22 protein-coding genes and 2 tRNA genes are annotated in these 25,637 nt (G+C 59.0%); 17 read left to right on the forward strand and 7 right to left on the reverse strand.

What is annotated here, in order from left to right; all coding sequences use genetic code 11:
• Positions 1 to 26 precede the first annotated feature (26 nt).
• A complete protein-coding gene (hemC, locus tag Q1A44_RS05345) occupies positions 27 to 971 on the reverse strand; it encodes a hydroxymethylbilane synthase (RefSeq protein WP_299620830.1) in 945 nt (314 codons plus the stop codon).
• A gap of 68 nt (positions 972 to 1,039) precedes the next feature.
• On the opposite strand from hemC, the gene hemE reads away from it, so the two are divergent.
• The 3 genes from hemE (at position 1,040) to Q1A44_RS05360 (ending at position 2,439) form a co-directional block, all read left to right on the forward strand.
• A complete protein-coding gene (gene hemE / locus Q1A44_RS05350; RefSeq protein WP_299620833.1) occupies positions 1,040 to 2,083 on the forward strand; it encodes a uroporphyrinogen decarboxylase in 1,044 nt (347 codons plus the stop codon).
• A 53-nt stretch (positions 2,084 to 2,136) separates the two neighbouring features.
• Positions 2,137 to 2,213 (forward strand) — tRNA-Met (locus Q1A44_RS05355).
• A 147-nt stretch (positions 2,214 to 2,360) separates the two neighbouring features.
• Positions 2,361 to 2,439: transfer RNA gene (locus tag Q1A44_RS05360), tRNA-OTHER, on the forward strand.
• A gap of 137 nt (positions 2,440 to 2,576) precedes the next feature.
• Here the strand turns inward: Q1A44_RS05360 and ugpC are convergent.
• Genes ugpC through ugpB form a run of 4 tightly spaced genes read right to left on the reverse strand, consistent with a single transcriptional unit; the run spans position 2,577 to position 6,744 of the window.
• Positions 2,577 to 3,632 (reverse strand): sn-glycerol-3-phosphate ABC transporter ATP-binding protein UgpC, encoded by a 1,056-nt coding sequence (ugpC, locus tag Q1A44_RS05365; protein WP_299620836.1) that lies wholly within the window; start codon positions 3,630 to 3,632, stop codon positions 2,577 to 2,579.
• Positions 3,633 to 3,635: 3 nt separating this feature from the next.
• Positions 3,636 to 4,472, reverse strand: coding sequence for a sn-glycerol-3-phosphate ABC transporter permease UgpE (gene ugpE / locus Q1A44_RS05370; RefSeq protein ID WP_299621388.1), 837 nt, complete (start codon positions 4,470 to 4,472; stop codon positions 3,636 to 3,638).
• 20 nt (positions 4,473 to 4,492) lie between these two features.
• Positions 4,493 to 5,374 (reverse strand): sn-glycerol-3-phosphate ABC transporter permease UgpA, encoded by an 882-nt coding sequence (gene ugpA / locus Q1A44_RS05375; RefSeq protein WP_299620839.1) that lies wholly within the window; start codon positions 5,372 to 5,374, stop codon positions 4,493 to 4,495.
• 59 nt (positions 5,375 to 5,433) lie between these two features.
• A complete protein-coding gene (gene ugpB / locus Q1A44_RS05380; protein WP_299620842.1) occupies positions 5,434 to 6,744 on the reverse strand; it encodes a sn-glycerol-3-phosphate ABC transporter substrate-binding protein UgpB in 1,311 nt (436 codons plus the stop codon).
• Positions 6,745 to 6,923: 179 nt separating this feature from the next.
• Here ugpB and Q1A44_RS05385 point away from each other — a divergent pair, with 179 nt between their 5' ends.
• Entirely contained in the window at positions 6,924 to 7,850 is a 927-nt protein-coding gene (locus tag Q1A44_RS05385) for a LysR substrate-binding domain-containing protein (protein WP_299620845.1), read from the forward strand.
• 18 nt (positions 7,851 to 7,868) lie between these two features.
• Here Q1A44_RS05385 and Q1A44_RS05390 read toward each other — a convergent pair whose 3' ends face one another.
• Positions 7,869 to 8,294 (reverse strand): ACT domain-containing protein, encoded by a 426-nt coding sequence (locus tag Q1A44_RS05390; RefSeq protein ID WP_299620848.1) that lies wholly within the window; start codon positions 8,292 to 8,294, stop codon positions 7,869 to 7,871.
• 15 nt (positions 8,295 to 8,309) lie between these two features.
• On the reverse strand, positions 8,310 to 9,833 hold the full coding sequence (locus Q1A44_RS05395; RefSeq protein WP_299620850.1) for a trimethylamine methyltransferase family protein: 1,524 nt from the start codon (positions 9,831 to 9,833) through the stop codon (positions 8,310 to 8,312).
• Between the two features lie 161 nt (positions 9,834 to 9,994).
• Between Q1A44_RS05395 and Q1A44_RS05400 the strand changes: the two genes are divergently transcribed.
• The 13 genes from Q1A44_RS05400 (at position 9,995) to boxB (ending at position 25,625) form a co-directional block, all read left to right on the forward strand.
• A complete protein-coding gene (locus Q1A44_RS05400) occupies positions 9,995 to 12,409 on the forward strand; it encodes an FAD-dependent oxidoreductase (protein ID WP_299620853.1) in 2,415 nt (804 codons plus the stop codon).
• Positions 12,410 to 12,540: 131 nt separating this feature from the next.
• Positions 12,541 to 13,578, forward strand: a complete 1,038-nt coding sequence (locus Q1A44_RS05405; protein ID WP_299620856.1) for a TRAP transporter substrate-binding protein — start codon at positions 12,541 to 12,543, stop codon at positions 13,576 to 13,578.
• 62 nt (positions 13,579 to 13,640) lie between these two features.
• On the forward strand, positions 13,641 to 14,210 hold the full coding sequence (locus Q1A44_RS05410; RefSeq protein ID WP_299620859.1) for a TRAP transporter small permease: 570 nt from the start codon (positions 13,641 to 13,643) through the stop codon (positions 14,208 to 14,210).
• Between the two features lie 42 nt (positions 14,211 to 14,252).
• The gene (locus tag Q1A44_RS05415) at positions 14,253 to 15,572 is read left to right on the forward strand and encodes a TRAP transporter large permease (protein WP_299621391.1); all 1,320 of its coding nucleotides are present in this window, start codon (positions 14,253 to 14,255) and stop codon (positions 15,570 to 15,572) included.
• 71 nt (positions 15,573 to 15,643) lie between these two features.
• A complete protein-coding gene (locus tag Q1A44_RS05420; RefSeq protein WP_299620862.1) occupies positions 15,644 to 16,408 on the forward strand; it encodes a crotonase/enoyl-CoA hydratase family protein in 765 nt (254 codons plus the stop codon).
• Complete coding sequence (locus Q1A44_RS05425) at positions 16,408 to 16,878, forward strand: MarR family transcriptional regulator (RefSeq protein ID WP_299620866.1); 471 nt, start codon at positions 16,408 to 16,410, stop codon at positions 16,876 to 16,878. The genes Q1A44_RS05420 and Q1A44_RS05425 overlap by 1 nt, the downstream gene beginning before the upstream one ends.
• The gene (locus Q1A44_RS05430; protein WP_299620869.1) at positions 16,875 to 18,656 is read left to right on the forward strand and encodes a feruloyl-CoA synthase; all 1,782 of its coding nucleotides are present in this window, start codon (positions 16,875 to 16,877) and stop codon (positions 18,654 to 18,656) included. Before Q1A44_RS05425 ends, Q1A44_RS05430 begins: the two co-directional genes overlap by 4 nt.
• A complete protein-coding gene (locus tag Q1A44_RS05435; RefSeq protein WP_299620872.1) occupies positions 18,653 to 19,525 on the forward strand; it encodes an amidohydrolase family protein in 873 nt (290 codons plus the stop codon). The genes Q1A44_RS05430 and Q1A44_RS05435 overlap by 4 nt, the downstream gene beginning before the upstream one ends.
• 84 nt (positions 19,526 to 19,609) lie before the next feature.
• A complete protein-coding gene (locus Q1A44_RS05440; RefSeq protein ID WP_299620875.1) occupies positions 19,610 to 21,139 on the forward strand; it encodes a benzoate-CoA ligase family protein in 1,530 nt (509 codons plus the stop codon).
• Positions 21,139 to 21,957 carry an alpha/beta hydrolase gene (locus Q1A44_RS05445; RefSeq protein ID WP_299620878.1) on the forward strand — a complete coding sequence of 273 codons (819 nt, stop codon included), beginning with the start codon at positions 21,139 to 21,141 and terminating at the stop codon, positions 21,955 to 21,957. Before Q1A44_RS05440 ends, Q1A44_RS05445 begins: the two co-directional genes overlap by 1 nt.
• Positions 21,954 to 22,388: a DUF309 domain-containing protein gene (locus Q1A44_RS05450; protein ID WP_299620881.1), complete on the forward strand. Its 435-nt coding sequence runs from the start codon at positions 21,954 to 21,956 to the stop codon at positions 22,386 to 22,388. Before Q1A44_RS05445 ends, Q1A44_RS05450 begins: the two co-directional genes overlap by 4 nt.
• Positions 22,389 to 22,490: 102 nt before the next feature.
• Entirely contained in the window at positions 22,491 to 24,152 is a 1,662-nt protein-coding gene (gene boxC, locus Q1A44_RS05455; RefSeq protein WP_299620884.1) for a 2,3-epoxybenzoyl-CoA dihydrolase, read from the forward strand.
• Positions 24,153 to 24,176: 24 nt separating this feature from the next.
• Positions 24,177 to 25,625 (forward strand): benzoyl-CoA 2,3-epoxidase subunit BoxB, encoded by a 1,449-nt coding sequence (gene boxB / locus Q1A44_RS05460; protein ID WP_299620887.1) that lies wholly within the window; start codon positions 24,177 to 24,179, stop codon positions 25,623 to 25,625.
• Positions 25,626 to 25,637 lie beyond the last annotated feature (12 nt).

Genomic DNA, 25,637 nt, shown 5'->3' on the forward strand with positions numbered 1-25,637 from the left:
GGGTATTTGTACTGGGAATTGGCGCGTCAGTGCCAGTCGAAGAAGCTGGGCCCGGCCCGTTTCAGCAGTTCCTTGGCGAGGTCTTCGCCCATCTCTGCGCCGTCTTCGATCGGGCCGGTGCGCTTTGCCGACAGGGCGTCGGAGCCGTCGGGGCGCAGCACTTCGCCTGCCAGATGCAGCACGGAGCCGTCCAGCGTGGCAAGCCCTGCGATGGGTGTTTCACAAGAGCCATCCAGCGTCAGCAGGAAACGCCGTTCGGCGGCCAGCCTTTGGCCGGTTTCGGTGTCGTGAATGGCGGCCAGAAGCGCGGCGGTGTTGCTGTCATCGAGCCGCCGTTCGATCCCGATCGCCCCCTGGGCCACGGCGGGCAGCATGTCATCGGTGGCCACGGGTGTCGCGGGCACCTCGTCCATCGCCAAACGGTTCAGCCCCGCGCAGGCGAGGAAGGTGCATTCAGCCACGCCATCGGCCAGTTTCTTGAGCCGGGTCTGGACGTTGCCGCGGAACTCGACCACTTGCAGGTCGGGCCGTTTGTGCAAGAGCTGTGCCCGGCGGCGCAAAGACGAGGTGCCGACCACGGCACCCTGGGCAAGGCCCGTGATTCCGGTGAGCGTTGGCGAGATGAACGCGTCCCGCACATCCTCGCGCGGCAGATAGGTGTCGAGGATCAACCCCTCGGGCTGGATCGTCGGCATGTCCTTCATCGAATGGACGGCGATGTCGATCTTGCCCGACAGAAGGTCTTCTTCGATCTCGCGGGTAAAGAGCCCTTTGCCCCCGATATCCTTGAGCGGGTGATCCTGAATGGCGTCGCCCGTGACCTTGATGATCACAATCTCGAACGCGTCTTCGGGCAGGTTGAATGCAACCCCCAACCGCGCACGGGTTTCGTAAGCCTGGGCCAGAGCCAGGGGCGAGCCGCGCGTGCCGATCTTCAGCGGCGCAGTTGAGTTGGGAAGTCGCACTGTCATGGGTTTATCTTTTAGGTGTGTCAACTTATGTTGACAACTGGAAACGATAAGACAGAGGCCACAGCGCGATGAAAGATGCGGTTCAAACCAAGACGATTTTGCGAGCCCTGGCGGGAGAGACCCTGCCCACGCCGCCCATCTGGATGATGCGCCAGGCGGGTCGCTATTTGCCTGAATACAAGGCCACCCGAGCGCAGGCCGGTGATTTCCTGTCGCTGTGCTATAACCCTGAACTGGCCGCCGAGGTCACGTTGCAGCCCATCCGCCGCTATGGATTTGATGCCGCGATTCTGTTTGCCGACATCCTTTTGGTCCCGCAGGCCCTTGGTGCGGATCTTTGGTTTGTCACAGGCGAGGGGCCGCGCCTGTCGACCATCACCGATCAGGCGGGCGTCAACGCCCTGAAACCTTTGGATGCGATTCACGACACGCTGAACCCGATCTATGAGACGGTGAAAATTCTACGCCGCGAACTGCCTGAAGAGACGACCTTGATCGGCTTTGCCGGCGCGCCCTGGACCGTGGCCACCTATATGATCGCTGGCCAAGGCACGCCTGATCAGGCCCCTGCCCATGCTTTCATGCAGGGCAATACCCCGGCGTTCGAGGCCCTGTTGGCCCGCATCACGGCCGCGACCATCGAATATCTGGCGATGCAGATCGAGGCAGGTGCAGAGGTCGTGAAGATCTTTGACAGCTGGGCCGGATCGCTGAAGGGCGACGCGTTCCAGAAATACGCCGTGGCCCCCTGTGCCGAGATTACCGCAGCCCTCAAGGCCCGCTATCCCCATATTCCGGTCATCGGTTTCCCGCGTGAAGCGGGGGATGGCTACATCGGGTTCCATGCCGCCACTGGGGTGGATTGCGTGGCGCTGGACAACTCGGTGTCTCCCGATTGGGCGGCGGCCAATGTGCAAAAGGATGGCTGTGTGCAGGGCAACCTGGCGTCGCGCCATATGGTCACCGGCGGACAGGACCTGATCGACGAGACCCGCGCCATCGTCAAAGCCTTTTCTAAGGGGCCGCACATCTTCAACCTCGGCCACGGGATCACGCCGGACGCGGACCCGGAAAACGTGACCCTGATGATCGAGACGGTGCGGGGCGGATAGGATAGTTTTCGGCCTTGACGGGGGGCGAGGGCTGGCATAGGTCACGCCCCGATGGCGCGGTAGCTCAGTTGGTTAGAGCGATCGACTCATAATCGATAGGTCGGGAGTTCAAGTCTCCCCCACGCCACCATTCACCAACCTTTCCGCTCCTTGCTGTGATCCGCGCTGCGGTGGGCCCGACTAACGCGCATCGCCTTTGGCGCTACGCTGAGTGCGGGCATTCAAGTCTCCCCCACGCCACCATTCACCAACCTTTCCGCTCCTTGCTGTGTACCGCGGTGTGGTTGGCCCGACTAACGCGCATCGCCTTTGGCGCTACGCTGAGTGCGGGAGTTCAAGTCTCCCCCACGCCACCATTTACTAACCATTTTGTTGATTGGATCGCGTTTGGTTCCGGCTTTCTTAATCGCGTGCGCCGTCCGGGTTACCACGCATTTCAGTTCAGCCGACATTTGGGAAGAAGACCGAGTATTTCCAGCAGTGGAATCGCGGTTCAACCCGTTCGGCGCAGGCCGCTTTCGGGGTCGAACACATGTGCTTTGCCCGGCTCGATCCGAAAGCCACGTGCGGTCGTGGTTTCGGGCATTAGATGCACGCCTTGCAGGCTGACGGTAAATCCACCGTCCAAGCCTTCAAGCACCCCGTGCAGGAGCGTGTTGGCGCCCAGTGGCTCGGCCATTTTCACCACCACGCGGATTGGGCCTGCGTCGTCGGGCACAAGGTGTTCGGGTCGTACGCCCAGTTTGACCGGGCCGTCCGCACCGACGGTGTCGGCAACAGGCTGACCGCCGAGAAGGATTTTGCCGCCCTTCACCTCGGCATCCACGATGTTCATCGCCGGGCTGCCGATGAACTGGGCGGCGAACAAGGTGCGCGGTGTCTCGTAGACTTCAAGCGGTGTGCCGATCTGTTCGGCGATGCCAGCGTGCATCACGATCATCCGGTCGGCCATGGTCATCGCCTCGACCTGATCATGGGTGACGTAGAGCGATGTGATCCCGAGCTTGGATTGCAGTTCCTTGATCTCTAGCCGCATTTGCACGCGCAGCTTTGCATCGAGGTTGGACAGAGGTTCGTCAAACAGGAAAACGGCAGGTTCGCGGACAATTGCGCGGCCCATGGCGACACGTTGACGTTGCCCGCCAGAGAGCTGTTTGGGTTTGCGATCCAACAACGCCTCCAACTGCAGGAGCTTGGCGGCGGCCACGACTTTGGCTTCGATCTGGGCTTTGGGCAGCTTGGCGATCTTGAGGCCATAACCCATGTTCTGACGCACCGACATATGCGGATAGAGCGCGTAGTTCTGGAACACCATCGCGATGTCGCGGTCCATCGGTTCCTTGTCGTTGGCCCGTTCGCCGCCGATCAGAACCTCGCCCTCCGATACGGTTTCGAGACCAGCGACCATGCGCAACAGTGTGGATTTCCCGCAACCGGACGGCCCGACAATCACGATGAATTCGCCGTCTGCGATGTCGGTTGTGATGCCGTGGATCACGTCTGTGGCGCCAAAGCTTTTCTTGACGTCCTTGAGGGACACAGTTGCCATATTCTATTTCTCGCTATCGACGAGGCCGCGGATAAACAGCCGTTGCATACTCACCACGACGATGACCGGAGGGATCATCGCAAGGATGGAGGTGGCCATGATCACGGGCCATTCAGCCACATCATCGCCCGATGGGAACATCTGTTTGATGCCCATGACGATGGTGTTCATTTCTGGGTCTGTCGTGATCAGCAGTGGCCAGAGGTATTGGTTCCAGCCGTAGATGAACAAGATCACGAACAGGGCTGCGACGTTTGTCCGGCTCATCGGCACGACAATATCCCAGAAGAACCGCATGGGGCTGGCCCCGTCGACGCGCGCGGCCTCGGCCAATTCATCCGGGATCGTGAGGAAAAACTGGCGAAAGAGGAATGTGGCCGTGGCCGAGGCGATCAGGGGAAAGATCAGCCCGCCATAGCTGTTGAGCATGCCGAAGCCTGCGACCACCTCGTAGGTTGGCACAATGCGCACCTCGACCGGCAGCATCAGTGTCAGAAAGATCATCCAGAAGAACAGGTTGCGCCCTGGAAAGCGGAAATAGACAATTGCGAAGGCCGACAGGAGCGAGATGACGATTTTCCCAACCGCGATCCCGATCGCCATCACCAGACTGTTCACCAGCATCGTGGCCACGGGCACGTTCACCCCGGAAAACAGGGCCTTGGAATAGTTTTCCCACATCTGGTCGCCGGGCCAGAGCGGCATCGGCGGTCTCACGATTTCGGGCTGGGTCACGGTGGAGGCGACGAAGGCCAGCCAGATTGGAAAGAAGATGATCAAAACCCCAAGGATCATGAAGACGTGGGTCAACCAGAGTCCTGCCCCGCGTTTTTCGACCATGCCGTGGACTTCCTGGGCCATCAGTAATGCACCCTTTTCTCTACGAATTTGAATTGGATGATCGTCAGCATCCCCACGACAAAGAGCAGGATCACCGATTGCGCCGAGGATGAGCCGAGGTCTTGGCCCACGAACCCGTCCGAGAAGACCTTGTAGACCAGCACCGTTGTGGACTGCTGTGGGCCGCCGGATGTGATTGTGTGGATGACGCCGAAGGTTTCGAAGAAGGAATAGACGACGTTCACCACCAGCAAAAAGAATGTAGTTGGCGACAAAAGGGGCAAAACGATTGTCCAGAACCGTTTCCAGAACCGTGCGCCGTCAATGGCCGCCGCCTCAAGCACGGAGCGTGGGACCGCCTGGAGCGCGGCAAAGAAGAACAAGAAGTTATAACTGATCCGCCCCCAGGCCGATGCAACGACAACAAGGCCCATCGCCTCACCTCCGTTCAGGACGTGATTCCAGTCGTAGCCCAGGTTTCCCAGATACCAGGACACCACGCCGACCCGGGTGTTGAACATGAACAGCCACAGCACGCCCGCAATGGCCGGGGCCACTGCATAGGGCCATATCAGCATGGTGCGATAGACACCTGATCCTTTGATCAGCCGGTCTGCGATGACCGCGAGGAACAGCGCGGGGATCATTGAACACAGCGTCACCAGAATGGAAAACACCGCCGTCGTCCCAAACGACGCGCGGTAGAACCGGTCGCTGAGCAGGAACTCGAAATTGCCCAGCCCCACGAACTGGGACGACAGGCCAAAGGGGTCAGGGATAAAGAGCGATTGCCAGATCGCCTGACCTGCGGGGTAGAAAAAGAAAACGGCTGACACCAGAACCTGTGGCGCAATCAGCAGTGCCGGAAGCCACCAGCCGCGAAACGTGACCCGTTTTTGCATTGTCCAACCCCTTGGAAAAACGGCAGGCCCGATATCAGGCCTGCCATTGGTGTTTCGCCTTAGCGGTTGGCGGCCTCAAAGCGGCGCAGCAAGGCATCGCCACGCTCTTTGGCGCTGTCCATGGCCTCTTGAGCGGTCTTGTCACCGGACCAGATGCCCTCAAGCTCTTCGTCGATGATCCCGCGGATCTGGTCAAAGGACCCCAACCGCAAACCTTTGGAATTGGCTGTGGGTTCCTTTGCGGTCATCTGGATCACGGCGATGTCGGTGCCGGGGTTCTTGGCGTAGAAGCCCGCCGCGCGCGTGATGTCGCCCGCTTCGGCAGTGATCGGCAGATAGCCGGTGTCCTGGTGCCATTTGGCCTGAACATCGCCCGACGACAGGTAGTTCAGGAATGCACCGGCACCGTTGTACTCGTCGTCGCTGTGACCTTCCATGACCCACAAGGACGCGCCACCGATGATGGTGTTCTGGGGTGCGTTGCCGACGCCTTCCCAGTAGGGCAGCGGTCGCACGTCAAAGTCGAATTCGGCCTCGGAACTGATGCCCGCATAGCCCGCCGAGCTTTCGGTAAAGAGCGCGCATTCACCCGCGCGGAAGTTCGCGCCACCTTCATTGCGGCGGCCTGTGTAGATGAACTTGCCGTCCTGCGCCCACTGGCCCATCGCCGTGAGGTGCGCGACTTGCGCCGGACCGTTCAGCGCCAGTTCGGTGTCGAGACCGGCAAAACCGTTATCTTGCGTTGCAAAGGGCACATCGTGATAGGCCGAGAAGTTTTCGAGGTGAATCCAGCTTTGCCATGCGGTCACAAGCGGGCATTCCTCGCCACCTTCTTGCAGCGCCGTCAGGACCGTATCGACGTTCTGCCATGTGGACAGATCGGTATCAGGGTCTACACCTGCCGCCGTCATCGCATCGCGGTTGACCCACAGCACAGGAGTCGAAGCGTTGAACGGCAGCGAAAGCATGTCGCCATCGGTAGAGGTGTAATACCCTTTGACTGAGCCGATATAGGCGTCAGGGTCAAAGTCACCGCCACTTTTTGCCATCACTTCGTAGGCGGGGCGCACGGCGCCCGAGGCGGCCATCATCGTCGCTGTCCCAACTTCGAACACCATCAGGATATGGGGCTGCTCGCCCGCACGGAAGGCGGCGATGCCTGCGTTCAGGGTCTCGGAATAGTTGCCCTTGTGGCTTTGAACCACGACATAATCGCTTTGGCTGGCATTGAATTCTTCGACTTGCGCCGCAACCAGTTCCCCAAGGCGGCCGGTGAAGGCGTGCCAGAATTGGACTTCGGTCTGGGCCATCGCCGCCACTGGCGACAGCATTGTCGAGACGGCGAGCGCGCCGAGCAAAGATTTCTTCATGTTTCCTCCCTTGCACCTCAGCGGTGCGTTGTCTGTCAGGCGATGCTTTCGGCGGGCCGTGCATCGGTTGGTGACCTCGAAACGATACACCGAAGCAGGTATAATACAAGGCCGCAGAATCTTGCATAAATATAACATTATATTATGGATCACCGCTGGGTTTCATGTGATGAATTGGCATGACCCGAAAACTTCGTTTGCGCCAATTCGAGGCCCTTATGGCCGTCATTCACCACGGTTCTGTAACACGGGCCGCCAAGCAGTTGGGCATCAGCCAACCGGCCGTCAGCCGATTGCTGGCCGATCTTGGTCACACGCTGGGCTTCCCCCTTTTTGATCGGCGGGGCGGTCAACTTGCCCCCACACAGGAGGTTCGTTTTCTTCAAGCCGATATCCAAAAGGTTTTGGACCTTATGGATCAGATCGGTGAAGTCAGCCAAAGCATTACCCAAAGGAAGGCGGGCCATATCAGAATCGCCTGCCTGCCCGGCTTTGCCACCAGCCACCTGCCTGCTGTTGTGGCCAGGTTTCTCAAGGATCGGCCCGGTGTGAGCATCACGATCGAGCCGGACCGCCCCGAACGCATTCTGGAGTGGATGATAGACGAGCAATTCGATTTCGGGATCACCGATGGGTTTCGCGGACACTCTGCCGTGGCAAGTCGGGACATCGACGTGCGGACCGTGTGCATCTTTCCGGCCGGTCATGAGTTGGAAAAATGTGACGAGGTCACGCCGACCGACCTGGTAGGAGAACGGATCATTCACACATTGCGCGACAGTGATTTTTTCAAAAGCCTTTCGAGTGCCTTTGTTGCGGCGAACACCGGGCTAGAGACCCTTGTGGAAACTCGGCAATTCACCGCCGCCTGCGAATTGGTGTCCCACGGACTTGGTGTGGCAGTGGTAAGCGAGTTGGATGCGTTAAAATTTGCGGATCAGGGTATTTCGATGCGCCCGTTCTCGCCGACAATTCCGCATCGCTTGTCCTTGGTGCGGCCCACTTTGAAACATCCGTCTGCCATTACGTTGGAGTTTATCGAGGCTTTTGCTTCAAGCCTGGCGCCCTTTGAGGTGCTTCATGCTGCGAAAGACCAAACGTCCTGATGCGCAGGTGACATTTGGTTATGCGGGCGGGGCAGGGGTGGCTGCCGCCTGCTGTTGTAACGCTCTCAGGGCACCCATCGCGCGGGTGCTGTCGCTTTCGGGGACAAAGACATGGTCGTGGTGAAAGCCCGCCACGACGTTGCACGAGACCTCCACATCTGTCAGCGCCTGTGCCACCGCCGCCGTCAGGCCAATCCCTTCGAGGTCGGAAAACACATTGAGCGTGATCCGCCGCATCGGCAGTTTTGTGTCATAGCCTTGTGCCGTTGCCAGATCGAGGGGCAGGATTAGGGTCACCCCCTCGGCCTCGCGCACAGTGGTAAAGGCATCAGGGGTCAGCGCCGCGGCACGCGCCGTGTCCGGTTCACAGCAATATACCCATAGGCTCGCGTCCAAAACGGGGTCCATGCCTGCGATCATGGCGGTAGTGTCTTTGACTGTCATGGCGGGATTTGGTCCCTAAGGATGGCGAATGTCAAACCGGTCGCGGATCGCCTGATCCGTCTGTTGGTCGATATATGCGGGTGGGGTGGCGGCCAAAATCTCCTCCACCCGCGCGCTGGCCCGATCCCAAGCGGTGGTTGCCCCCGCCGCCTCCCAAGTGCGCGGCGTTTCGCGGTCGGCCAGGCTGGGATAGACGTAATCCCGTTCCATTGCGGCGATGGTGGCCGGGCCACCCAGAAAATGCCCCTCGCCCTGCACGGCGGCGCAAATGCCATCGTAGTCCAGCATGTCATCGCTGACCTCGACACCGCGCAAAATGCGGTAGGTGGCTGCGTGCATCTCGTCGTCCAGCACAAAGGCCTCAAAGCTGGCCCCAAGCAAGGCCGCCGTCATGCCGGAGCTTTCGTAAACCAGGTTGCCCCCGGCCAGTGCCGCGGCAAGCGAGGTGAGCCCTTTTTCGGCACCATATTGCGCGTCGATGGCTTTGGCGTCGGTCATGCTGGCCGCGACGCCGGACACGAGGCCCAACCAGTTGATAATCTGGGCGGAGGCGGCATTGAGCACCGCAATCTCGCCTCCGCCCCCTGCAAAAGCGCCGGTGCGCAAGTCGATCACCAGCGGCCAGTTGGAAAAAACCATAGGGTGGCCCGGCTTGATCGCGTGGACCATCACGAGGCTGGCCAGCGTTTCGGCCAGGGATTGGGCCAGGAACCCGGCAAGGGTCGCGGGGGCTGTGGCGCCGGCCTGTGCCGCGGTGATGCAACTGACGGGGATGTTGTGATCAAGGCAGGCATAGACCGTTTCAACCGCGTCGGCGCCAAAGCGCATGGGCGAGATTACCGGGCTGATATGCGACTTGACGAAAGGGCGCCTGGCAAAGCTGCCATCGCCCCCTGCCACCATGTCGAACATACCCACGATGGGCGCCACATGCTCGGCCAGGGTAAAGGCGGTGGCCACCGGTTTGGTGGTGCCGCGTATCAGCGCGTAGGCGGTGTTGACGTCCAGCGTCCATTCGTCTGGTAGATCGGTTGCGATACAACAGCGGGTGAACCAGCTGACATTGGTCAGGCTGTCCTGAAGCCGGGTGAAATCATGCAGGTCCGCGAGGGTCGAGGCGCGGTAGAGCCGCGTTTGCCGATCCAGCGTCTGTACGGCCGCACCGCCTGTGCCGAAATGCACCGACGTGCCGCCGACTTCAATGCTGCGCTTTGGATCACGGCCATGCAGTGGGAAGATTTCAGGCGCGCGGTCAATAGCCTCTTCGACCAGAGCCCGGGGCAGGGACACGCGCCCGTCGGTTTTTGAGGAGGCACCCGCATTTTCCAGTGTGCGACGCAACCGGTCGGGCACCTCGCCCATGCCAAGATCGGACAAAAGGCGCAGCGCGGTTTGATAGATCGCATGCAGGTCCGCATCGCTGAGCGGTTTGTACCGACCGCCCGCTTGCCCGGGCGGCGCAGGGTTGGCAGGCGGGCCAGCCGCGCGGGCGGCCATGCGGGCTTTGCGCCCGGCGCGGCGGGGAGTGGGATCAGACATGGGGTCAGGGACGCCGCTGGTGTCGATTTGCGCAAGCGTTGGTTTCTAAGTTTGGCGTCTGTGAATGCATATTTTCAGAACAATGAAGATGTGAGGCGGGAATTGACGCCCAACGTCTTGTCTTCATTGTTTCGAAAAATATGCAAATCCAGAGGTTCGCCATGAAAACCCAGACCCGTGCCGTCGTGATCGGTGGTGGCATCGCCGGCTGTTCGACGCTTTATCATCTGACCCAGGAGGGATGGACAGATGTTGTGCTGGTGGAACGGGACGAGTTGACCAGTGGCACCACCTGGCATTCGGCGGCGCAGGTCACGAATTTCGGCATGAACCAGACGATGGTGGGTCTGAAGACGCATTCGATCAACCTGTATCAGGAGTTGCGCGACGATCCCGATTACCCTGTGCAGTACAATCATGGCGATGGCGGCATCCGGTTGGCCAACACCGAGGCGCAGATGGATGGGTATCGCCACTTTGCGTCGATGGCGCGCGGTATGGGGGTGGAGTTCGAAATCCTGGATGCCGCCGAATGTGCACGCCGTCATCCCCTGATCTCGACCGAGAATCTGTTGGGCGGGCTTTGGGATGGCAACGATGGCGATATTGATCCGGCCTCCTTATGTCAGGCCTTGGCCCGGCGCGCGCGCAAGGCGGGGGCCGAGGTCTATCGCCAGACCAATGTGACGGGGCTGACCCAGCTGAAGGATGACAGCTGGATCGTTCATACATGCAAGGGCGATATCGCCTGCGAGGTGGTCATTAATGCCTGCGGCTACCGTGTGAACGAGGTGGGCGCGATGATGGGTGTGCATCACCCCGTGACCTCGATGGAGCATCAGTATTTCGTTACCGACGAAATCCCCGGCATCGCTGCAGCGGGCCACCGGATGCCCCTTCTGCGCTGTCCGATCAGTGACTATTACTGTCGTCAGGAGAAGAACGGCCTGCTTTTGGGGTTCTATGAACAGGACTGCAAGACCTGGGGTATGGATGGGATTTCGCCTGATTTCTCGAACGATCTGTGTCCGGATGATCTGGACCGTGTGACCGACGTTTTGGAAGGTGCGTTCGAGCGGATGCCTGCGTTGATGGAGGTGGGCATCAAGAATGTGGTCAATGGACCCATTACCTACACCATCGACGGTGCGCCTTTGGTCGGGCCGATTCCGGGCAAGCGCAATGCGTTTTGCATTATCGGCCTGCGCGCAGGGTTGGGCGAGGGCGGTGGCCATGGGTGGCTCTTGGCTCAGCAGATCGTGCATGGCGAGGCCTGTTATGACACTTGGGTTATCGATCCGCGCCGCTTTACCGGTCATGCAAATGTGGAGCTGACCGCGCTGAAAGCGATCGAGGACTATCAGAACGAATTCCGCTTCCATTTCCCGCATGAACACCGCCCTGCCGGCCGCCCGATCAAGACGACGCCGTTGACGCCGATCATGGCGGCCGAGGGCGCCGAGTTTACGGTTGTGAACGGGTGGGAGCGTGCCGAGTATTTCAAGCCCACACCTGATTTCGACGTCACGCATGGCTTCCACTTTGACGAGGCGTTTGACGTTGTGGCGGGCGAGGTTGGGGCAGTGCAGAACGCCGTGGGCCTGGCCGAGGTCAACGGGTTCAATAGGATCGAGATCACGGGGCCTGAGACGCACAAGTTCCTTGATCACATGGTTTGCGGCCGCGCAACAGCCAAGCCGGGCCGCGTGGGTCTGGGGTATCTGCTGAACGATCATGGCTGTATCAAGGCCGAAGCGACGGTGGCAAACCTGCCTGATGGTTCAGTTTGGTACGGATCAGCCGCCGCATCCGAATGGCATGACATGGATTGGTTGGCGCAGCATAGCGACGGATTTGATGTGTCGCTGCGTAGCCTGACAAATGACTGGACAATCCTGGTGCTGGCCGGGCCCAAAGCGCGCGATGTAATGCGCGCGGTAAGCCGGGACGACTGGTCAAAGGCGGCGTTTCCGTGGTTGTCGGTGCGCCATGCCTTTATCGGTGTGGCCCCTGCGGTTGTGATGTCCGTCAGCTTTTCGGGCGAGCTGGCCTATGAAATTCACGTGCCCAACAACCAGCTGTATGCGGCTTATCTGGCGCTGAAAGGGGCGGGTGCGGACCATGGTTTGCGCCTCTTTGGGGCGCGCGCCGTCGAGGCGATGCGCATGGAAAAAGGGTTTCTGCACTGGAAGGCGGACCTGATCACCGAATTTGACCCTTTCGAGACGGGGTTGGATCGGTTCGTGAAACTGGACAAGGATTTCGTGGGCAAAGAGGCCCTTCTGGCCCGCCAGGAGGCGGGGTTGACCCGTAAACTGGTGTCATTGCACCTGAGCGAGACGAATGCCCCTGCTCATGGTGGCGCGTCGTTGATGCGCGATGGCACAGTCGTTGGTACAGTGACTTCGGGCGATTGGGGACACCGGGTCGGGATGAACCTGGCCTATGCATTTGTCCGGCCGGAGTTGGCCGCGGTCGGTACGGTCCATGAGATTGATATCTTGGGGAAAATGGTCAGTGCCACAGTCATTGATCCCGCACCCTATGATCCACAGATGACCCTGCCCCGGGGTTGAGCGCACGCATTGTGACGTCGGATAGTTACAAAGGCGGGTGACAGAATTAGTTGCGTTGCATAACAATCACTTTGGAAGAGCGAGTCAGGCTGTAGCCTGGACAGAACGCCTGAACCAAAGGGAGGAAACTCATGACTATTTCACGCAAATCGTTCCTGAACCTCGTGGGGGCTGCAGCCCTTGCGCTGGGTGCCGGTGGGGCGGCACAGGCCCAGGAGGTCACGCTGAGCCTGCATCAATTCTTGCCCGCGCAAGCCAATGTGCCAAAGCTGATCCTGGATGTCTGGGCCGACAACGTCGAAGAGGCCAGTAACGGCCGGATCAAGGTTGACCGTTTTCCTTCCATGCAGTTGGGCGGTCGCCCCCCTGAGTTGATGGATCAGGCCATTGATGGTGTCGCCGATATCGTCTGGACCGTGGTGGGTTATACCCCCGGCCGCTATCCGAGCACCGAAGTGTTCGAACTGCCCTTTATGATGACGGACGCGCGCGCGATGTCGTCGGCCTATTGGCAGATGTTCGAAAAGCACATGAAGGACACCGAGTTCAAGGACGTGCACATCCTGGGCACTTGGGTCCATGGCCCCGGCATGATCCACGTCAACAAAGAGGTGAAGACCCCTGCCGACATGGAAGGCCTGAAGATCCGTGGCGGGTCGCGCACCGTCAACAACCTGCTGGAAAAGATGGGCGCGACACCTGTTGGAATGCCCGTTCCTGCCGTGCCAGAGGGCCTGAGCAAAGGTGTCATCGACGGCACCACGATCCCGTGGGAAGTAACCGCCGCGTTGAAAGTGCCGGAGCTGGTGGGCAACCACACCGAGTTCGAGGGCAACGCGCTTTATACCCTCACCTTTGTGCTGGCGATGAACAAGGCCCGCTATGAGGGCCTGCCTGCGGATCTGCAAAAGGTCATTGACGACAATTCGGGCCTTGAATTCAGCATCTTTGCGGGCGGCACACAGGCCGATTCTGACGGGCCCGCCCGTCAGCTGGCAGTGGATCGTGGCAACAACATCGTCACGGTGACCGGTGGTGATCTGGATGCGTGGCGTGCCGTGTCTCAGCCCATTTATGACGAATGGGTGGCGGATATGGAAAGCAAGGGCATCGACGGTCAGGCCCTGATCGACGAAGCCCGCGCCCTGATGGATGCCTATGACGGCTAAGTCATGAATGGGGCCGCGGTCAAAGGATCGCGGTCCCTTTTTCTTTGCGAAATGAGGCGTTTATGCACCTTTTGGTGAAATGGTTGTCACGCGCGTCGGCGGTAATCGGCGGCATCGTCCTTATGATCCTGATCGTGCTGACCACATTGTCGATCCTGGGTCGCGAAATCTCCAAGCTTGCCCATGGCTGGGCCGACGGCGGATGGTTGTCGGGATTTGGCGAGTTGCTGATTGCCATCGGCATTGACGAGATCAATGGCACTTATGAACTGACCGAGGCCGGTGTCGCCTTTGCTATTTTCGCCTTTTTGCCTGTTTGCCAGTTCTATGGCGGGCACGCGACAGTTGACGTCTTTACCTCAACGATGCGCCCCCGCGCATTGGCCTGGTTGCGCGCCTTTTGGGAAGTCGTGTTGTCCGTTGTGATCATCTTTATCACCCTACGCCTTTACGAGGGGATGCAGCGGTATCTGGGCAATGGCGAGACGACGCTTTTCCTGCAATTCCCGGTCTGGTGGTCTTATGCGGCCTGCGTGGGTGCAGCTGTCATCGCCTGCATTACAGCCGCATATTGCGCTTTTGCCCGCGTATCCGAGGCGGTCACCCGCCGCACAATTTTGCCGGAAGGGTAGGCGACGATGCAGACCATCCTCGACCTGCTGCCTTTTGCAGATATGAGCCGCCTTGAACTTGGCTTCTGGTCCTTTCCGGTACTGTTGGGCTTGATTTTCATCCGCGCGCCCATCGGGCTGGCCATGCTGCTGTGCGGCTTTGGCGGCTGGTATTTTGCCATGAACGGCAATCCCATTCCGCTTCTGGCCAAGCTGAAGTCGGAGACCTACACCACCTTTTCCAACTACTCATTGACCATCATCCCGATGTTCCTACTGATGGGTCAATTCGCGACCCTGTCGGGCATGTCGACGGCGCTGTTCAAGGCGGCCGAAAGCTTCCTTGGTCATCGCAAAGGTGGTGTGGCCATGGCGGCGGTGGGGGCCTGTGCCGGTTTTGGGGCGATCTGTGGCTCGTCTCTCGCGACCGCCGCCACGATGAGCCGCGTGGCCCTGCCGGAGTTGAAGCGTTATGGTTATTCTGGAGGGTTTTCAACCGCGACACTGGCCGCCGGGGGAACTCTGGGCATTCTGATCCCACCCTCGGTCATCCTTGTGATCTATGCGATCATTACTGAACAGAACATCGCCAAGCTGTTTTTGGCAGCCTTTATCCCAGGTATCCTGGCAGCCCTTGGATACGTGATCACCATCTCGATCTATGTACGGCTTTTCCCCAAATCGGCGGGGACGCGGCCCCCCGTTCCCATGGCCGAACGATGGAAAGCGCTGGCGACAACATGGCCGGTTCTTGTGATATTTGGCCTTGTCGTGGGTGGCATCTATGCGGGCTGGTTCACCCCTACCGAAGGGTCGGCCATCGGTGCCGCTGGCACGGGCCTCGTGGCCTTGGTCGGCGGCAACCTCAGCTGGCGGGTGCTGGGCGAGGCGTTGATCGGGACGGCAAAAACCACTGCGATGATCTTTTTCATCGTGTTGGGTGCTGCGTTCTACAACGGCTTTCTGGCCCTGTCAGGCGTTCCGCAAACCTTGGCAGATTTTGTTTTGAACCAAGGGTATAGCCCGTTCTTTGTCCTTTCGGTGATCTTGTTGTTCTACCTGATCTTTGGCTGTGTGATGGACAGTCTGTCGATGATCCTGCTGACGGTGCCAATCTTTTTCCCCGTCATCTCGGCGATGGATTTCGGCATGTCGCCGGAACATGTGGCAATCTGGTTCGGTATCCTAGTGTTGATCGTGGTCGAGGTCGGATTGATAACCCCGCCCGTCGGCATGAACCTTTTCATCATCAACGCCATGGACCGCGAAACGCCCATGACACAGACCTACAAGGCGGTCATGTTTTTTGTCGGATCGGACATTGTGCGGGTGATCTTGCTTGTGATGTTTCCGGCGATCACGTTGTTCCTGATACCGGCCTAATCCGCAAAACTTGCGTATGGTGCCCGAATCGTGCCTCATTGGTTATGTTTCATAACTAAAATGGCGTGTGCATGGGCAAGAACCTGAATATCGAGATCGACGGCGCGATCGCCGTTCTGACCTTGAACCGGCCCGACAAGCGGAATGCGATGTCCGATGGGCTGCTGGCAGAGATTGACGCTTTCTTTCGCACAACACCGGATGGTGTGCGGGTGGCGGTGATCACCGGAGCGGGTGGGCATTACTGCGCGGGCCTGGACCTGAGCGAACATGTGTCACGCGATGCCGAAGGCACGATGCACCACTCGCGCGGTTGGCATGAGGTGATGGATCGGGTGCAAGGATCGGGCTTGCCCGTGGTGTCGGCCCTGACCGGTGCCGTGATTGGTGGGGGTCTCGAATTGGCCACATCGACCCATGTTCGAATCGCTGAACCGGACTGCATCTTTCAACTGCCCGAAGGGCGGCGTGGGATCTTTGTCGGTGGTGGAGCGACCGTGCGCGTGGGGCGCATTCTGGGCGCGGATCGCATGACAGAAATGATGCTGACCGGTCGGAAATTCGATACCGAAGAGGCGACGCGTCTGGGCCTTGCCCATTACAGCGTCGGCACGGGGGAGGCGCTGCCAATGGCGCTCAAGATCGCGGCACAAATCGCCGGGAACGCGCCGCTGAGCAACTATATGGTGATCCAGGGCATTGCCCGCATTCACGACATGAGCCGCAGCGACGGGCTGTTTGTAGAAAGCCTCTGCGCTGCGTTGGCCCAGACCAGCCCTGATGCAGTCGAGGGTCTGGCCGCGTTTCTGGAAAAACGTGCTCCGAGGTTTCGGTAATGGCTAAAGCGGCGCCAGACCACCCGGTGGATACTGTTTCGGATGCCGCACTGCGCCGGTTTGTCGGGTATAATCTAAAACGTGCTTTCAATGCGTTGCAGGCAGATCTGTCGAGTACGTTGGAGCCTTTTGGTCTGCGTATGCTTACCTTTTCAGCTCTTGCTTTGATCGTGGAAAACCCCGGCTTGCGCCCCAGCCAATTGGCAGAGGCGCTTTCCGTCGAGCGTGCGAATGTGGCGGTGTATGTGGATCAGTTGGAAGAGGCGGGATGGGTTACCCGGCGTCCCAGCGTACAGGATCGGCGCGCGTACGCTTTGCATGCCACGCTGTCCGGCGCCCGTGTCTATGGTCGTGCGTCTCAAGCGGTAGAGCGCCATGACCGGCGAATGCTTGCGGGCCTTCGCGAGGCTGACTTGGCTGCGGTGAACCGCACGTTTGCCGCGATCGAAGCACAAGGAAAGGGCGCATGACGGATCACCTGAATTTGCGCCCCCACAAGGTGCGTCGTGAGGATCGCCCCGACGGATCGATTTGGCTGACATCGGGGTATGATCTGTCGCCCGTCGCGACCACAACGAACGACTGGCTCGCCCGTTGGGCGACAGCGGCCCCTGATCGGGTTTTCCTTGCGGAACGCAAAGGCGAGGGATGGCAGACACTTTCGTATGGCGAGGCGTTAGAGCGTGCGCGGAGGATTGCGGCCGGGTTTCTGGATCGTGGTGTTCGCGGACCGCTATTGATCCTTTCGGGAAACTCCATTGATCATGCCTTGATCACGCTTGCGGCGCATTACGTTGGGATTGTCACCGTCCCTGTGGCCGAACAATACAGCTTGATCCCCGCCGCACACGGGCGCCTGAAACACGTGGTTGAATTGGTCCGGCCGGACGCCGTTTTTGCCGATGATGCAGTGGCCTATTCAGAAGCGTTAAACTTGGTTGGTGGCTTTGCCTTGTGCTCGACTTGGGGCCGCTCCGGTGCGGTGCCGCTTTCGGCGCTGACCGGAGATTTGGCAAGGGTTGAGGCCGCGAATGCGATGGTCGGGCCCGAGACGGTTGCCAAATTTCTGATGACGTCTGGGTCCACCTCTGATCCCAAGGCGGTTGAGACGACACAGCGGATGATGACGGTCAATCAGGCCCAAATCCGCGATAGCTTGCCCTTTGTTGCTGCGCGTCCGCCTGTGTTGGTCGATTGGCTACCGTGGAACCACGTCTTTGGCGGTTCCCATAATTTCAACCTGGTGTTGGCCAACGGCGGAACGCTTTATATCGACGATGGCAAGCCCTTGCCCGCGTTGTTCCCGCGAACGGTTGAGAATTTGGGTTTGGTGTCGGGAACGATTTCCTTCAACGTTCCGGTTGGGTTTGCACAATTGATCAAGGCGCTGAAAGGTGACACGGGGCTGCGCGACACCTATTTCCGCGATCTCGACATGATCTTTTATGCTGGTGCTTCCTTGCCTCAGGATACGTGGTCCGAACTGGAGCGTATGGCGCTGGAGGTCGGCGGGCGCATTCCCCTGATCACGTCCAGTTGGGGTCTGACAGAGACTGCGCCCGCCGCGTTGCTGCAACACGTGCCCGCCAAAGGCGCAGGCATTGTGGGTGTGCCATTGCCCGGTGTCACACTAAAGTTGGTGGATGACGGAACGGGTCGTATGGACGTGCGGGTCAAAGGTGACACCGTGTTTGATGCCTACCATGACAACCCGGGTCAGACTCAGGATGCCATTGATCATGAAGGTTTTTTTGTCACCGGGGATGCGATGCGCTTTGTCGATCCTGAGGACATGACCCAAGGTCTACGCTTTGATGGTCGCCTATCCGAAGACTTTAAATTGAGCACAGGAACATGGGTGCGGGCGGCCAACCTTCGGCTTGAGATGCTGGATGCGTTGGTAGGGATTGCGCAGGATGTTGTCATCTGTGGTGCAGGGTATGACGAGGTGGGCATCCTGATCGTGCCCGGACCTGATGCACGGGACGGCACGATCCAGCATGGCGCGATTTGCTGCAATGCAGCCGGTGAAATACGTAAGCGTATGGAGCGGCTTGCCCAAACCGCCACGGGGTCCGCCAACCGCGTCACCCGTGCACTTGTCATGGCAGAGCCACCGGATGTGGGCGGCGGCGAAGTCACCGCCAAGGGCAATCTGAACTTTGCCAAGCTGCTTGCGCGTCGCGCCGACCTTGTTGCGCGGCTTTATGATGATACCGATCCTGCCAGCATTGTGATTTCCAAATGATCGACCTTGAAAACATCCGTGCCATCGACATCCACACACATGCCGAAGAGCCCTGCGGGTGCCATCCGGATGATGGGTATGACGACCTGCAATCCACCATGGCCCAGTATTTTCGCGCGCCTTGGAAACACCCGCCGACCGTCCCGGAGACTGCCGCGCACTACCGGGCGCAAAATATCGCTGCGGTGATTTTCCCGGTCGATGCAGAACGTGAGACAGGCTATCGCCGCTATGCGAATGAAGAGGTGGCCGAGATCGCAGCCGACAATAGCGATGTTCTAATACCCTTTGCCTCCATCGACCCTTGGAAGGGCAAGATGGGGGTGCGCGAGGCACGGCGGTTGATGCAGGATTTCGGCATCAAGGGGTTCAAGTTTCACCCGACGATGCAGGGATTTTATCCAAACGATAGAATAGCCTACGCACTATACGAGGCGATCGAGGCTGAGGGGGGCATTGCCCTTTTCCACACAGGCCAGACCGGTGTCGGGTCAGGAATGCCCGGCGGCAATGGCATGCGTTTGAAATACTCAAACCCGATGTATATGGACGACGTCGCGGTCGATTTTCCTGATCTAAAGATCATCCTCGCGCATCCCAGTTTTCCCTGGCAGGAAGAGGCGCTGGCCGTCGCGCAGCACAAACCGAATGTTTATATCGATCTGAGCGGCTGGTCGCCGAAATACTTCCCGCCCATCCTGGTCCGATACTGCAATTCGATCCTGCGCAAAAAGATGCTGTTCGGGTCGGACTGGCCCATGATCACGCCAGAGCGCTGGCTGGCGGATTTTGAAGGCATCGACATCAAAGACGCAGTGCGCCCCGACATTCTGAAACACAACGCGGCGCGGCTGTTGGGTTTGCAATAAAGTGCGTTAATCAGTCTGTTGCGTTGAGATGTCGCAGAATACGTGCACTATAAAGCATGTCCTTGGGCCTTTGGGAGGAGTCGCATGGCGAATGCAGCAACCTATTTCGTGGACCGCCATGTTGCCGAGGGTCGTTCAGATCACGTTGCATTTCGTGAAGCAGGGACCGGCCGCAGCCTGACCTATGGCGCATTGGCAGAACACTCAGGGCGCGCGGCGGCAGCGCTCCTTGCGCTTGGGGTGCGGCCTGAGGAGCGTATGGCTATGCTCGTCCTCGATCAGATCGAATTCCCGGTTCTGTTTTGGGGCGCTTTGAAGGCAGGCGTGATTGCCGTGCCACTGAATACGCTGCTGGCCGCCCCTGTCTATGACAGCATTCTGCGCGATAGCCGCGCCACTGTTCTTGTTGTTTCCCAACTGCTCTATGCAGGTGTGGCCCCTGTCCTGGCCGACAACCCTTACTTGAAGCATGTCATCGTCATCGGGGATAAGGATGGTGACCATACGATAGCGTATGATGCGTTTATGGCGGGCGGCGACACGGTTTTGCCCGCCTTTGACGCCAGCCCCGATGAAACTGCCTTTTGGCTCTATTCCTCTGGGTCCACTGGGCAACCGAAGGGGGTGCATCATGTGCACTCCGCGATGCAGGCCACAGCTGAAACCTATGGCGCGCAGGTGTTGGGCATTCAGCCAGACGATGTGATTTTTTCTGCGGCCAAGTTCTTTTTCGCCTATGGCCTTGGCAACGCGATGACCTTTCCGATGTCGGTGGGTGCAACGGCAATCATCTACGCAGGCAGGCCGACGCCCGACGTGGTTTACGATATCATCAAGACAGAGAAGCCGACAATTTTCTGCGGTGTCCCAACGCTTTATGCCGCACTGGTCGCGCATATCGAAGCGGTGGGAGCGCCCGATTCGCCGCTGCGACTATGTATTTCGGCGGGTGAAGCATTGCCTGAAAACGTGGGAACGCGCTGGCGCACCGCGATTGGTGTCGACATTCTGGATGGTGTCGGCTCAACCGAGATGCTGCACATCTTTTTGTCCAACGCGCCGGGGGACGTGGTCTATGGCACCTCGGGCGTGGCCGTGCCGGGTTATGAACTGCGCTTGGTAGATGAGGCGGGCCAAGATGTCGGCGTTGATGAGGTGGGCGAGCTGCTCGTTAACGGGGCCTCGGCCGCTGGCGGCTATTGGAACAAGCGGGAAAAATCCCGTCAGACCTTCGAAGGCGTATGGACGCGAACAGGCGACAAATACGAACGCCGCGCCGACGGACGTTACGTCTATTGCGGGCGTACTGACGACATGTTCAAGGTCTCTGGCATCTGGGTTAGCCCTTTTGAGGTGGAACAGGCCATCAGCAGTCACGCTTCCGTCTTGGAATGCGCAGTGGTGGCCGCGCAGGACGATGATGGATTGAACAAGCCAAAGGCTTTTGTCGTTGTGCATGGCGACCGTCCTGATGACCTTGAAGATCAGTTGCGTGATCACGTCAAGGATCGCATCGGCAAGTGGAAATATCCCCGCTGGATCGAATGTGTCGAAAGCCTGCCCAAAACGGCGACAGGTAAAATTCAGCGCTTCAAGCTGCGGAGAGACGCGTAATGGAATGGTTGTCTGGGAATTTGGATGTGGCGGGCAACAGCCTGGAATATGCGTGCTGGGGCCCACCACCTGGCGCAGCACCAACGTTGGTTTTGTTGCATGAGGGTTTGGGGTCGGTCGGGTTGTGGCGCGACTGGCCTGCGCAATTGGCCAAGGCCACAGGATACGGCGTGTTGGTTTATTCGCGCGCGGGATATGGGCGGTCATCGACGGTAACCTTGCCACGCCCGCCGGATTACATGAGCATTGAGGCCGAAACGGTACTTGGCCGGGTTCTGGATGCGGCTGGTGTCACCTCTGCTGTGCTATTGGGCCATTCGGACGGGGCCACGATTGCGGCGATCTATGCAGGGTCCGTATCTGACATGCGCGTGCGCGGCTTGATCCTGATGGCGCCACACTTTTTTTGCGAACCTATTGGTGTTGAAGCGATCAGTCGGGCCAAAGTCGCCTATGAAACCGAGGGGTTGAAAGAACGCATGGCGCGTCACCACGATGCGCCGGATGTTGCGTTTTACGGCTGGCATGATGTCTGGACAGATCCGGCAAATGACACGTGGTCCGTGGCCGACTGCATTGATCATTGGCGCATTCCGGCTTTGGCCATTCAGGGCACCGCAGACGCCTATGGCACGCTAGACCAGATCGACGAGATCGAGGGAAGGATTTACGCCCCGTTTGAAAAGCTGATCCTGGATGGGATCGGCCATGCGCCGCATCAAGAGGCCACTGATAAAGTGACATCTGCCGTCGCTGATTTCTGCACGCGCTTGCGTCGCATTGAAAGCCAGGTGGTGGATATTCCGGAGGCGGGGTGAGCGATTTTCGCAACCCGCCGCATGCCTACGTCCCGGGCCAGACCATACGGCATCCGGAGGGATTGTTTGACCCGTTGAAGGTCGGCATACACAACGCGATGACCGAGGGCGAGATGCAGTCGAGCCTCGCCTGGCGGGCCGGTATCCGATTTCGCGATGACGGGTTTTATTGGGAGTGCCACGAGGTGCTTGAGGCACTTTGGCTAGCGACCCCGGACGGCGCCCTGCGCAACTATGTGCAGGCTGTCATTCAACTGGCCAATGCACAGCTCAAGTCGCGGATGGATCGCCCAAAGGCCGTCCGCCGGTTGTGCATGATCGTGCAGAGCTTGCTTGACGAATGTGAGGGGCGCACGATGATTCTCGGCCAGAACGTTGAGCGTTTGCGCGCCGAGGCTTGCGCTTTGCAGGATTTGCACCAGAATGAGTAATAAAATGCACTAATTTCGGAATTAGCACCCCCAGTGATGTCACAATTGGTGTGAGAGTGTAAGATAGTGCAAAATACACCACCTGCGCTGTCCGGAGGAAACATGGCTAAAATCATCGATTTTCAGACGGACCCGTCGCGCTACCGCCATTGGCGGGTTGAATATGAGGGACCGGTTGCGAACCTGTACATGGACGTGGACGAGAATGGCGGCTTGTTTGACGGTTACCAGCTCAAGCTGAACTCTTACGATCTGGGCGTGGATGTCGAACTGGCCGATGTGGTCCAGCGGATGCGCTTTGAACACCCCGAGGTCAAGGTTGTGGTCATGCGCTCGGCCAAGGAAAAGGTGTTTTGCGCAGGCGCCAATATCCGGATGTTGGGCGGGGCCGCGCATGCCCACAAGGTAAATTTCTGCAAGTTCACCAACGAGACCCGCAATACGTTCGAGGCCGCCGAAGTGGATAGCGGCCAAAAGTATGTCGCGGCGGTCAAGGGGGCTTGTGCGGGTGGCGGATACGAGTTGGCGCTGGCGTGCAATCACATCATGCTGACGGATGATTCCTCGTCTTCGGTCGCGTTGCCAGAAGTGCCGTTGCTGGCCGTTTTGCCGGGTACGGGTGGCCTGACCCGGGTGACGGACAAACGCAAAGTGCGACGCGATCTGGCCGATGTGTTCTGTTCCACCGAAGAGGGGGTAAAGGGGAAGCGCGCGGTGAAATGGAACCTCGTGGACGAGGCCATTCCAAACTCGAAATTTGACGAAACGGTTGCAGCACGGGCGGTGGAATTTGCGCAAGCGTCTACCAAACAAGACGTGGCGAAGGGGATCACGCTTGGGCCGCTCAACAAGACCATAAGCGAGGACGGCTCGCTGCACTACTCGCTGGTCGAGGTTTCGGTCGAACGCGATGCGCGTCGTGCGACGCTGACCCTCAACGGGCCGGATGCGGACCCACCGGCTGACATGAGCGATTTTCTGTCTCAGGGGGACCAGGCCTATATGCTGCGTCTGGCCCGTGAACTGGACGATGCCATCCTGCATTTGCGGCTGAACGAACCCGAGCTTGGCCTGTTGGTGTTTCGCGCCCAGGGCGACCCGGGGGCAGTTGTGGCACATGAGGCCGTTTTGATGGCCGAGCCTGATCATTGGCTGGCCAATGAGGTGCTAAAGTACTGGAAGCGCGTCCTGAAACGGGTTGATGTAACGTCACGGTCGATGGTGGCCCTGGTCGAACATGGAAGCTGTTTTGCGGGTGTTCTGGCCGAACTTTTGTTCGCCGTGGACCGCACATACATGATGGAAGACGAGTTCGAAGGCGACAACCGCCCCGTGGCCACGGTGACCCTGACCGCTGCCAACTTTGGCCTCTATCCTATGGGCAATGACCTCAGCCGTCTGGAGACCCGGTTTTACGGGACGCCAGAGGCGGTTGCCGGTGCCCGAGAGCATGTTGGTGAGGCGCTGGAGGCGGAGGATGCTGATGATCTGGGCCTTGTCACAATGATTCTGGATGACATCGATTGGGAGGATGAAATTCGCATCTTCATGGAGGAACGCGCCAGTTTCAGCCCCGATGCAATGACAGGGATGGAGGCGAACCTGCGCTTTGTAGGCCCCGAAACGATGGAAACGCGGATTTTCGGCCGCCTGACGGCCTGGCAGAACTGGATTTTCAATCGCCCCAATGCGGTGGGCGAAGTAGGCGCGCTGCAACGCTATGGCACAGGTGTGCGCGGTGATTTTGACATGGAGCGGGTGTGAACCGACCCCCAGAGGAGACGTAAGATGGACTTGGTAAACGTCAGCTATGACACACAGATTCCCAATAATGTCGGCCTGAGCAGTGACCGCAAGGTCCTGAAAGCGCTGGAGAAATGGCACCCCGGTTATATTAATTGGTGGAACGACCTGATCCCGCAGAACTTTCAGGAAAGCATGGTGTACCTGCGGACTGCTGTCAGCGTTGACCCAAAAGGCTGGGCGAAATTTGACTATGTCAAAATGCCTGAGTACCGCTGGGGCGTTTTGCTGGCCCCCGCAGTCGAAGAGCGCAAAATTCCCATGGGCGAGCATTACGGCGAGCCCGCCTGGCAAGAGGTGCCGGGCGAGTACCGCAACATGCTCAAACGCCTGATTGTGATCCAGGGCGATACCGAGCCGGGCTCAGTCGAGCAGCAGCGGTTTTTGGGCCTGACGGCCCCCAGCCTTTACGACATGCGCAACCTCTTTCAGGTTAATGTCGAAGAGGGGCGGCACCTTTGGGCCATGGTTTATCTGCTTCAGAAATACTTCGGCAAGGATGGGCGCGAAGAAGCGGATGACATGCTTGTCCGATCCTCGGGCAGTGAGGAAGCGCCGCGGATGCTGGGCGCGTTCAACGAGGAAACGCCCGATTGGCTCTCCTTTTTCATGTTCACCTACTTCACCGACCGTGACGGCAAGATGCAGCTCGAAAGCCTGGCGCAATCGGGATTTGACCCGCTCAGCCGGACCTGCCGCTTCATGCTGACCGAGGAAGCGCACCACATGTTTGTGGGCGAAACCGGTGTGGGGCGGACCATTCAGGCGACGCTTGAGGCGATGACTGCCAACGGGATCACTGACCCCTATGACATCGGCAAAATCCGCGACCTGGGTGTCATTGACCTGCCCACGATCCAGAAAAAGCTGAACCTGCATTATACGCTGTCGCTCGATCTCTTTGGTCAAGAGGTAAGCACCAATGCGGCCAACGCCTTCAACGCAGGGGTCAAGGGTCGGTATATGGAGCAGCGGATTGACGACGACCACAAGTTGCAAGACGACACCTATGCAGTGACGAGCATCAAGGATGGTCAGATCGTGACCGAGGATGTGCCCGCGCTCACCGCGATCAACATGCGGCTGCGCGATGACTATGTACGCGATGCGTCCGGTGGGGTCGGACGCTGGAACAAGCTTATTGCCAAGTCAGGGATCGAATTCCAGCTCAAGCTGCCGCATGAAGGGTTTCACCGTCAAATCGGTGTGTTTTCGTCCGTGGCCGTTGATCCCGATGGGGCCATCATCTCGGGCGATGAATGGGCCAAGCGGCAGCATGAATGGTTGCCAACCAAAGAAGACGGTGCCTTTATCCAGTCGCTGATGAAACCTTGCTTTGAGCCCGGCAAATATGCCAGCTGGATCGCCCCGCCCAAAGTGGGGATCGACAACAAGCCCGGCGATTTCGAGTATGTCAAACTGCACATGGCCTGAGACCAAAACATC

Origin of the sequence: uncultured Tateyamaria sp. (genome assembly GCF_947503705.1) — a bacterium.
Classification (GTDB): Bacteria; Pseudomonadota; Alphaproteobacteria; order Rhodobacterales; family Rhodobacteraceae; genus Tateyamaria.

Excerpts from the sequence above, each read along its gene's own strand:
- boxC (WP_299620884.1), top strand. The coding sequence starts at position 22,491 with ATGGCTAAAATCATCGATTTTCAGACGGACCCGTCGCGCTACCGCCAT.
- Q1A44_RS05440 (WP_299620875.1), top strand. The coding sequence starts at position 19,610 with ATGGCGAATGCAGCAACCTATTTCGTGGACCGCCATGTTGCCGAGGGT.
- ugpC (WP_299620836.1), bottom strand. The coding sequence starts at position 3,632 with ATGGCAACTGTGTCCCTCAAGGACGTCAAGAAAAGCTTTGGCGCCACA.
- Q1A44_RS05395 (WP_299620850.1), bottom strand. The coding sequence starts at position 9,833 with ATGTCTGATCCCACTCCCCGCCGCGCCGGGCGCAAAGCCCGCATGGCC.
- ugpE (WP_299621388.1), bottom strand. The coding sequence starts at position 4,472 with ATGGTCGAAAAACGCGGGGCAGGACTCTGGTTGACCCACGTCTTCATG.
- ugpA (WP_299620839.1), bottom strand. The coding sequence starts at position 5,374 with ATGCAAAAACGGGTCACGTTTCGCGGCTGGTGGCTTCCGGCACTGCTG.
- boxB (WP_299620887.1), top strand. The coding sequence starts at position 24,177 with ATGGACTTGGTAAACGTCAGCTATGACACACAGATTCCCAATAATGTC.
- Q1A44_RS05420 (WP_299620862.1), top strand. The coding sequence starts at position 15,644 with ATGGGCAAGAACCTGAATATCGAGATCGACGGCGCGATCGCCGTTCTG.
- Q1A44_RS05405 (WP_299620856.1), top strand. The coding sequence starts at position 12,541 with ATGACTATTTCACGCAAATCGTTCCTGAACCTCGTGGGGGCTGCAGCC.
- Q1A44_RS05385 (WP_299620845.1), top strand. The coding sequence starts at position 6,924 with ATGACCCGAAAACTTCGTTTGCGCCAATTCGAGGCCCTTATGGCCGTC.
- Q1A44_RS05415 (WP_299621391.1), top strand. The coding sequence starts at position 14,253 with ATGAGCCGCCTTGAACTTGGCTTCTGGTCCTTTCCGGTACTGTTGGGC.
- ugpB (WP_299620842.1), bottom strand. The coding sequence starts at position 6,744 with ATGAAGAAATCTTTGCTCGGCGCGCTCGCCGTCTCGACAATGCTGTCG.
- Q1A44_RS05400 (WP_299620853.1), top strand. The coding sequence starts at position 9,995 with ATGAAAACCCAGACCCGTGCCGTCGTGATCGGTGGTGGCATCGCCGGC.
- Q1A44_RS05410 (WP_299620859.1), top strand. The coding sequence starts at position 13,641 with ATGCACCTTTTGGTGAAATGGTTGTCACGCGCGTCGGCGGTAATCGGC.
- Q1A44_RS05445 (WP_299620878.1), top strand. The coding sequence starts at position 21,139 with ATGGAATGGTTGTCTGGGAATTTGGATGTGGCGGGCAACAGCCTGGAA.
- Q1A44_RS05430 (WP_299620869.1), top strand. The coding sequence starts at position 16,875 with ATGACGGATCACCTGAATTTGCGCCCCCACAAGGTGCGTCGTGAGGAT.
- Q1A44_RS05425 (WP_299620866.1), top strand. The coding sequence starts at position 16,408 with ATGGCTAAAGCGGCGCCAGACCACCCGGTGGATACTGTTTCGGATGCC.
- hemE (WP_299620833.1), top strand. The coding sequence starts at position 1,040 with ATGAAAGATGCGGTTCAAACCAAGACGATTTTGCGAGCCCTGGCGGGA.
- Q1A44_RS05390 (WP_299620848.1), bottom strand. The coding sequence starts at position 8,294 with ATGACAGTCAAAGACACTACCGCCATGATCGCAGGCATGGACCCCGTT.
- hemC (WP_299620830.1), bottom strand. The coding sequence starts at position 971 with ATGACAGTGCGACTTCCCAACTCAACTGCGCCGCTGAAGATCGGCACG.
- Q1A44_RS05435 (WP_299620872.1), top strand. The coding sequence starts at position 18,653 with ATGATCGACCTTGAAAACATCCGTGCCATCGACATCCACACACATGCC.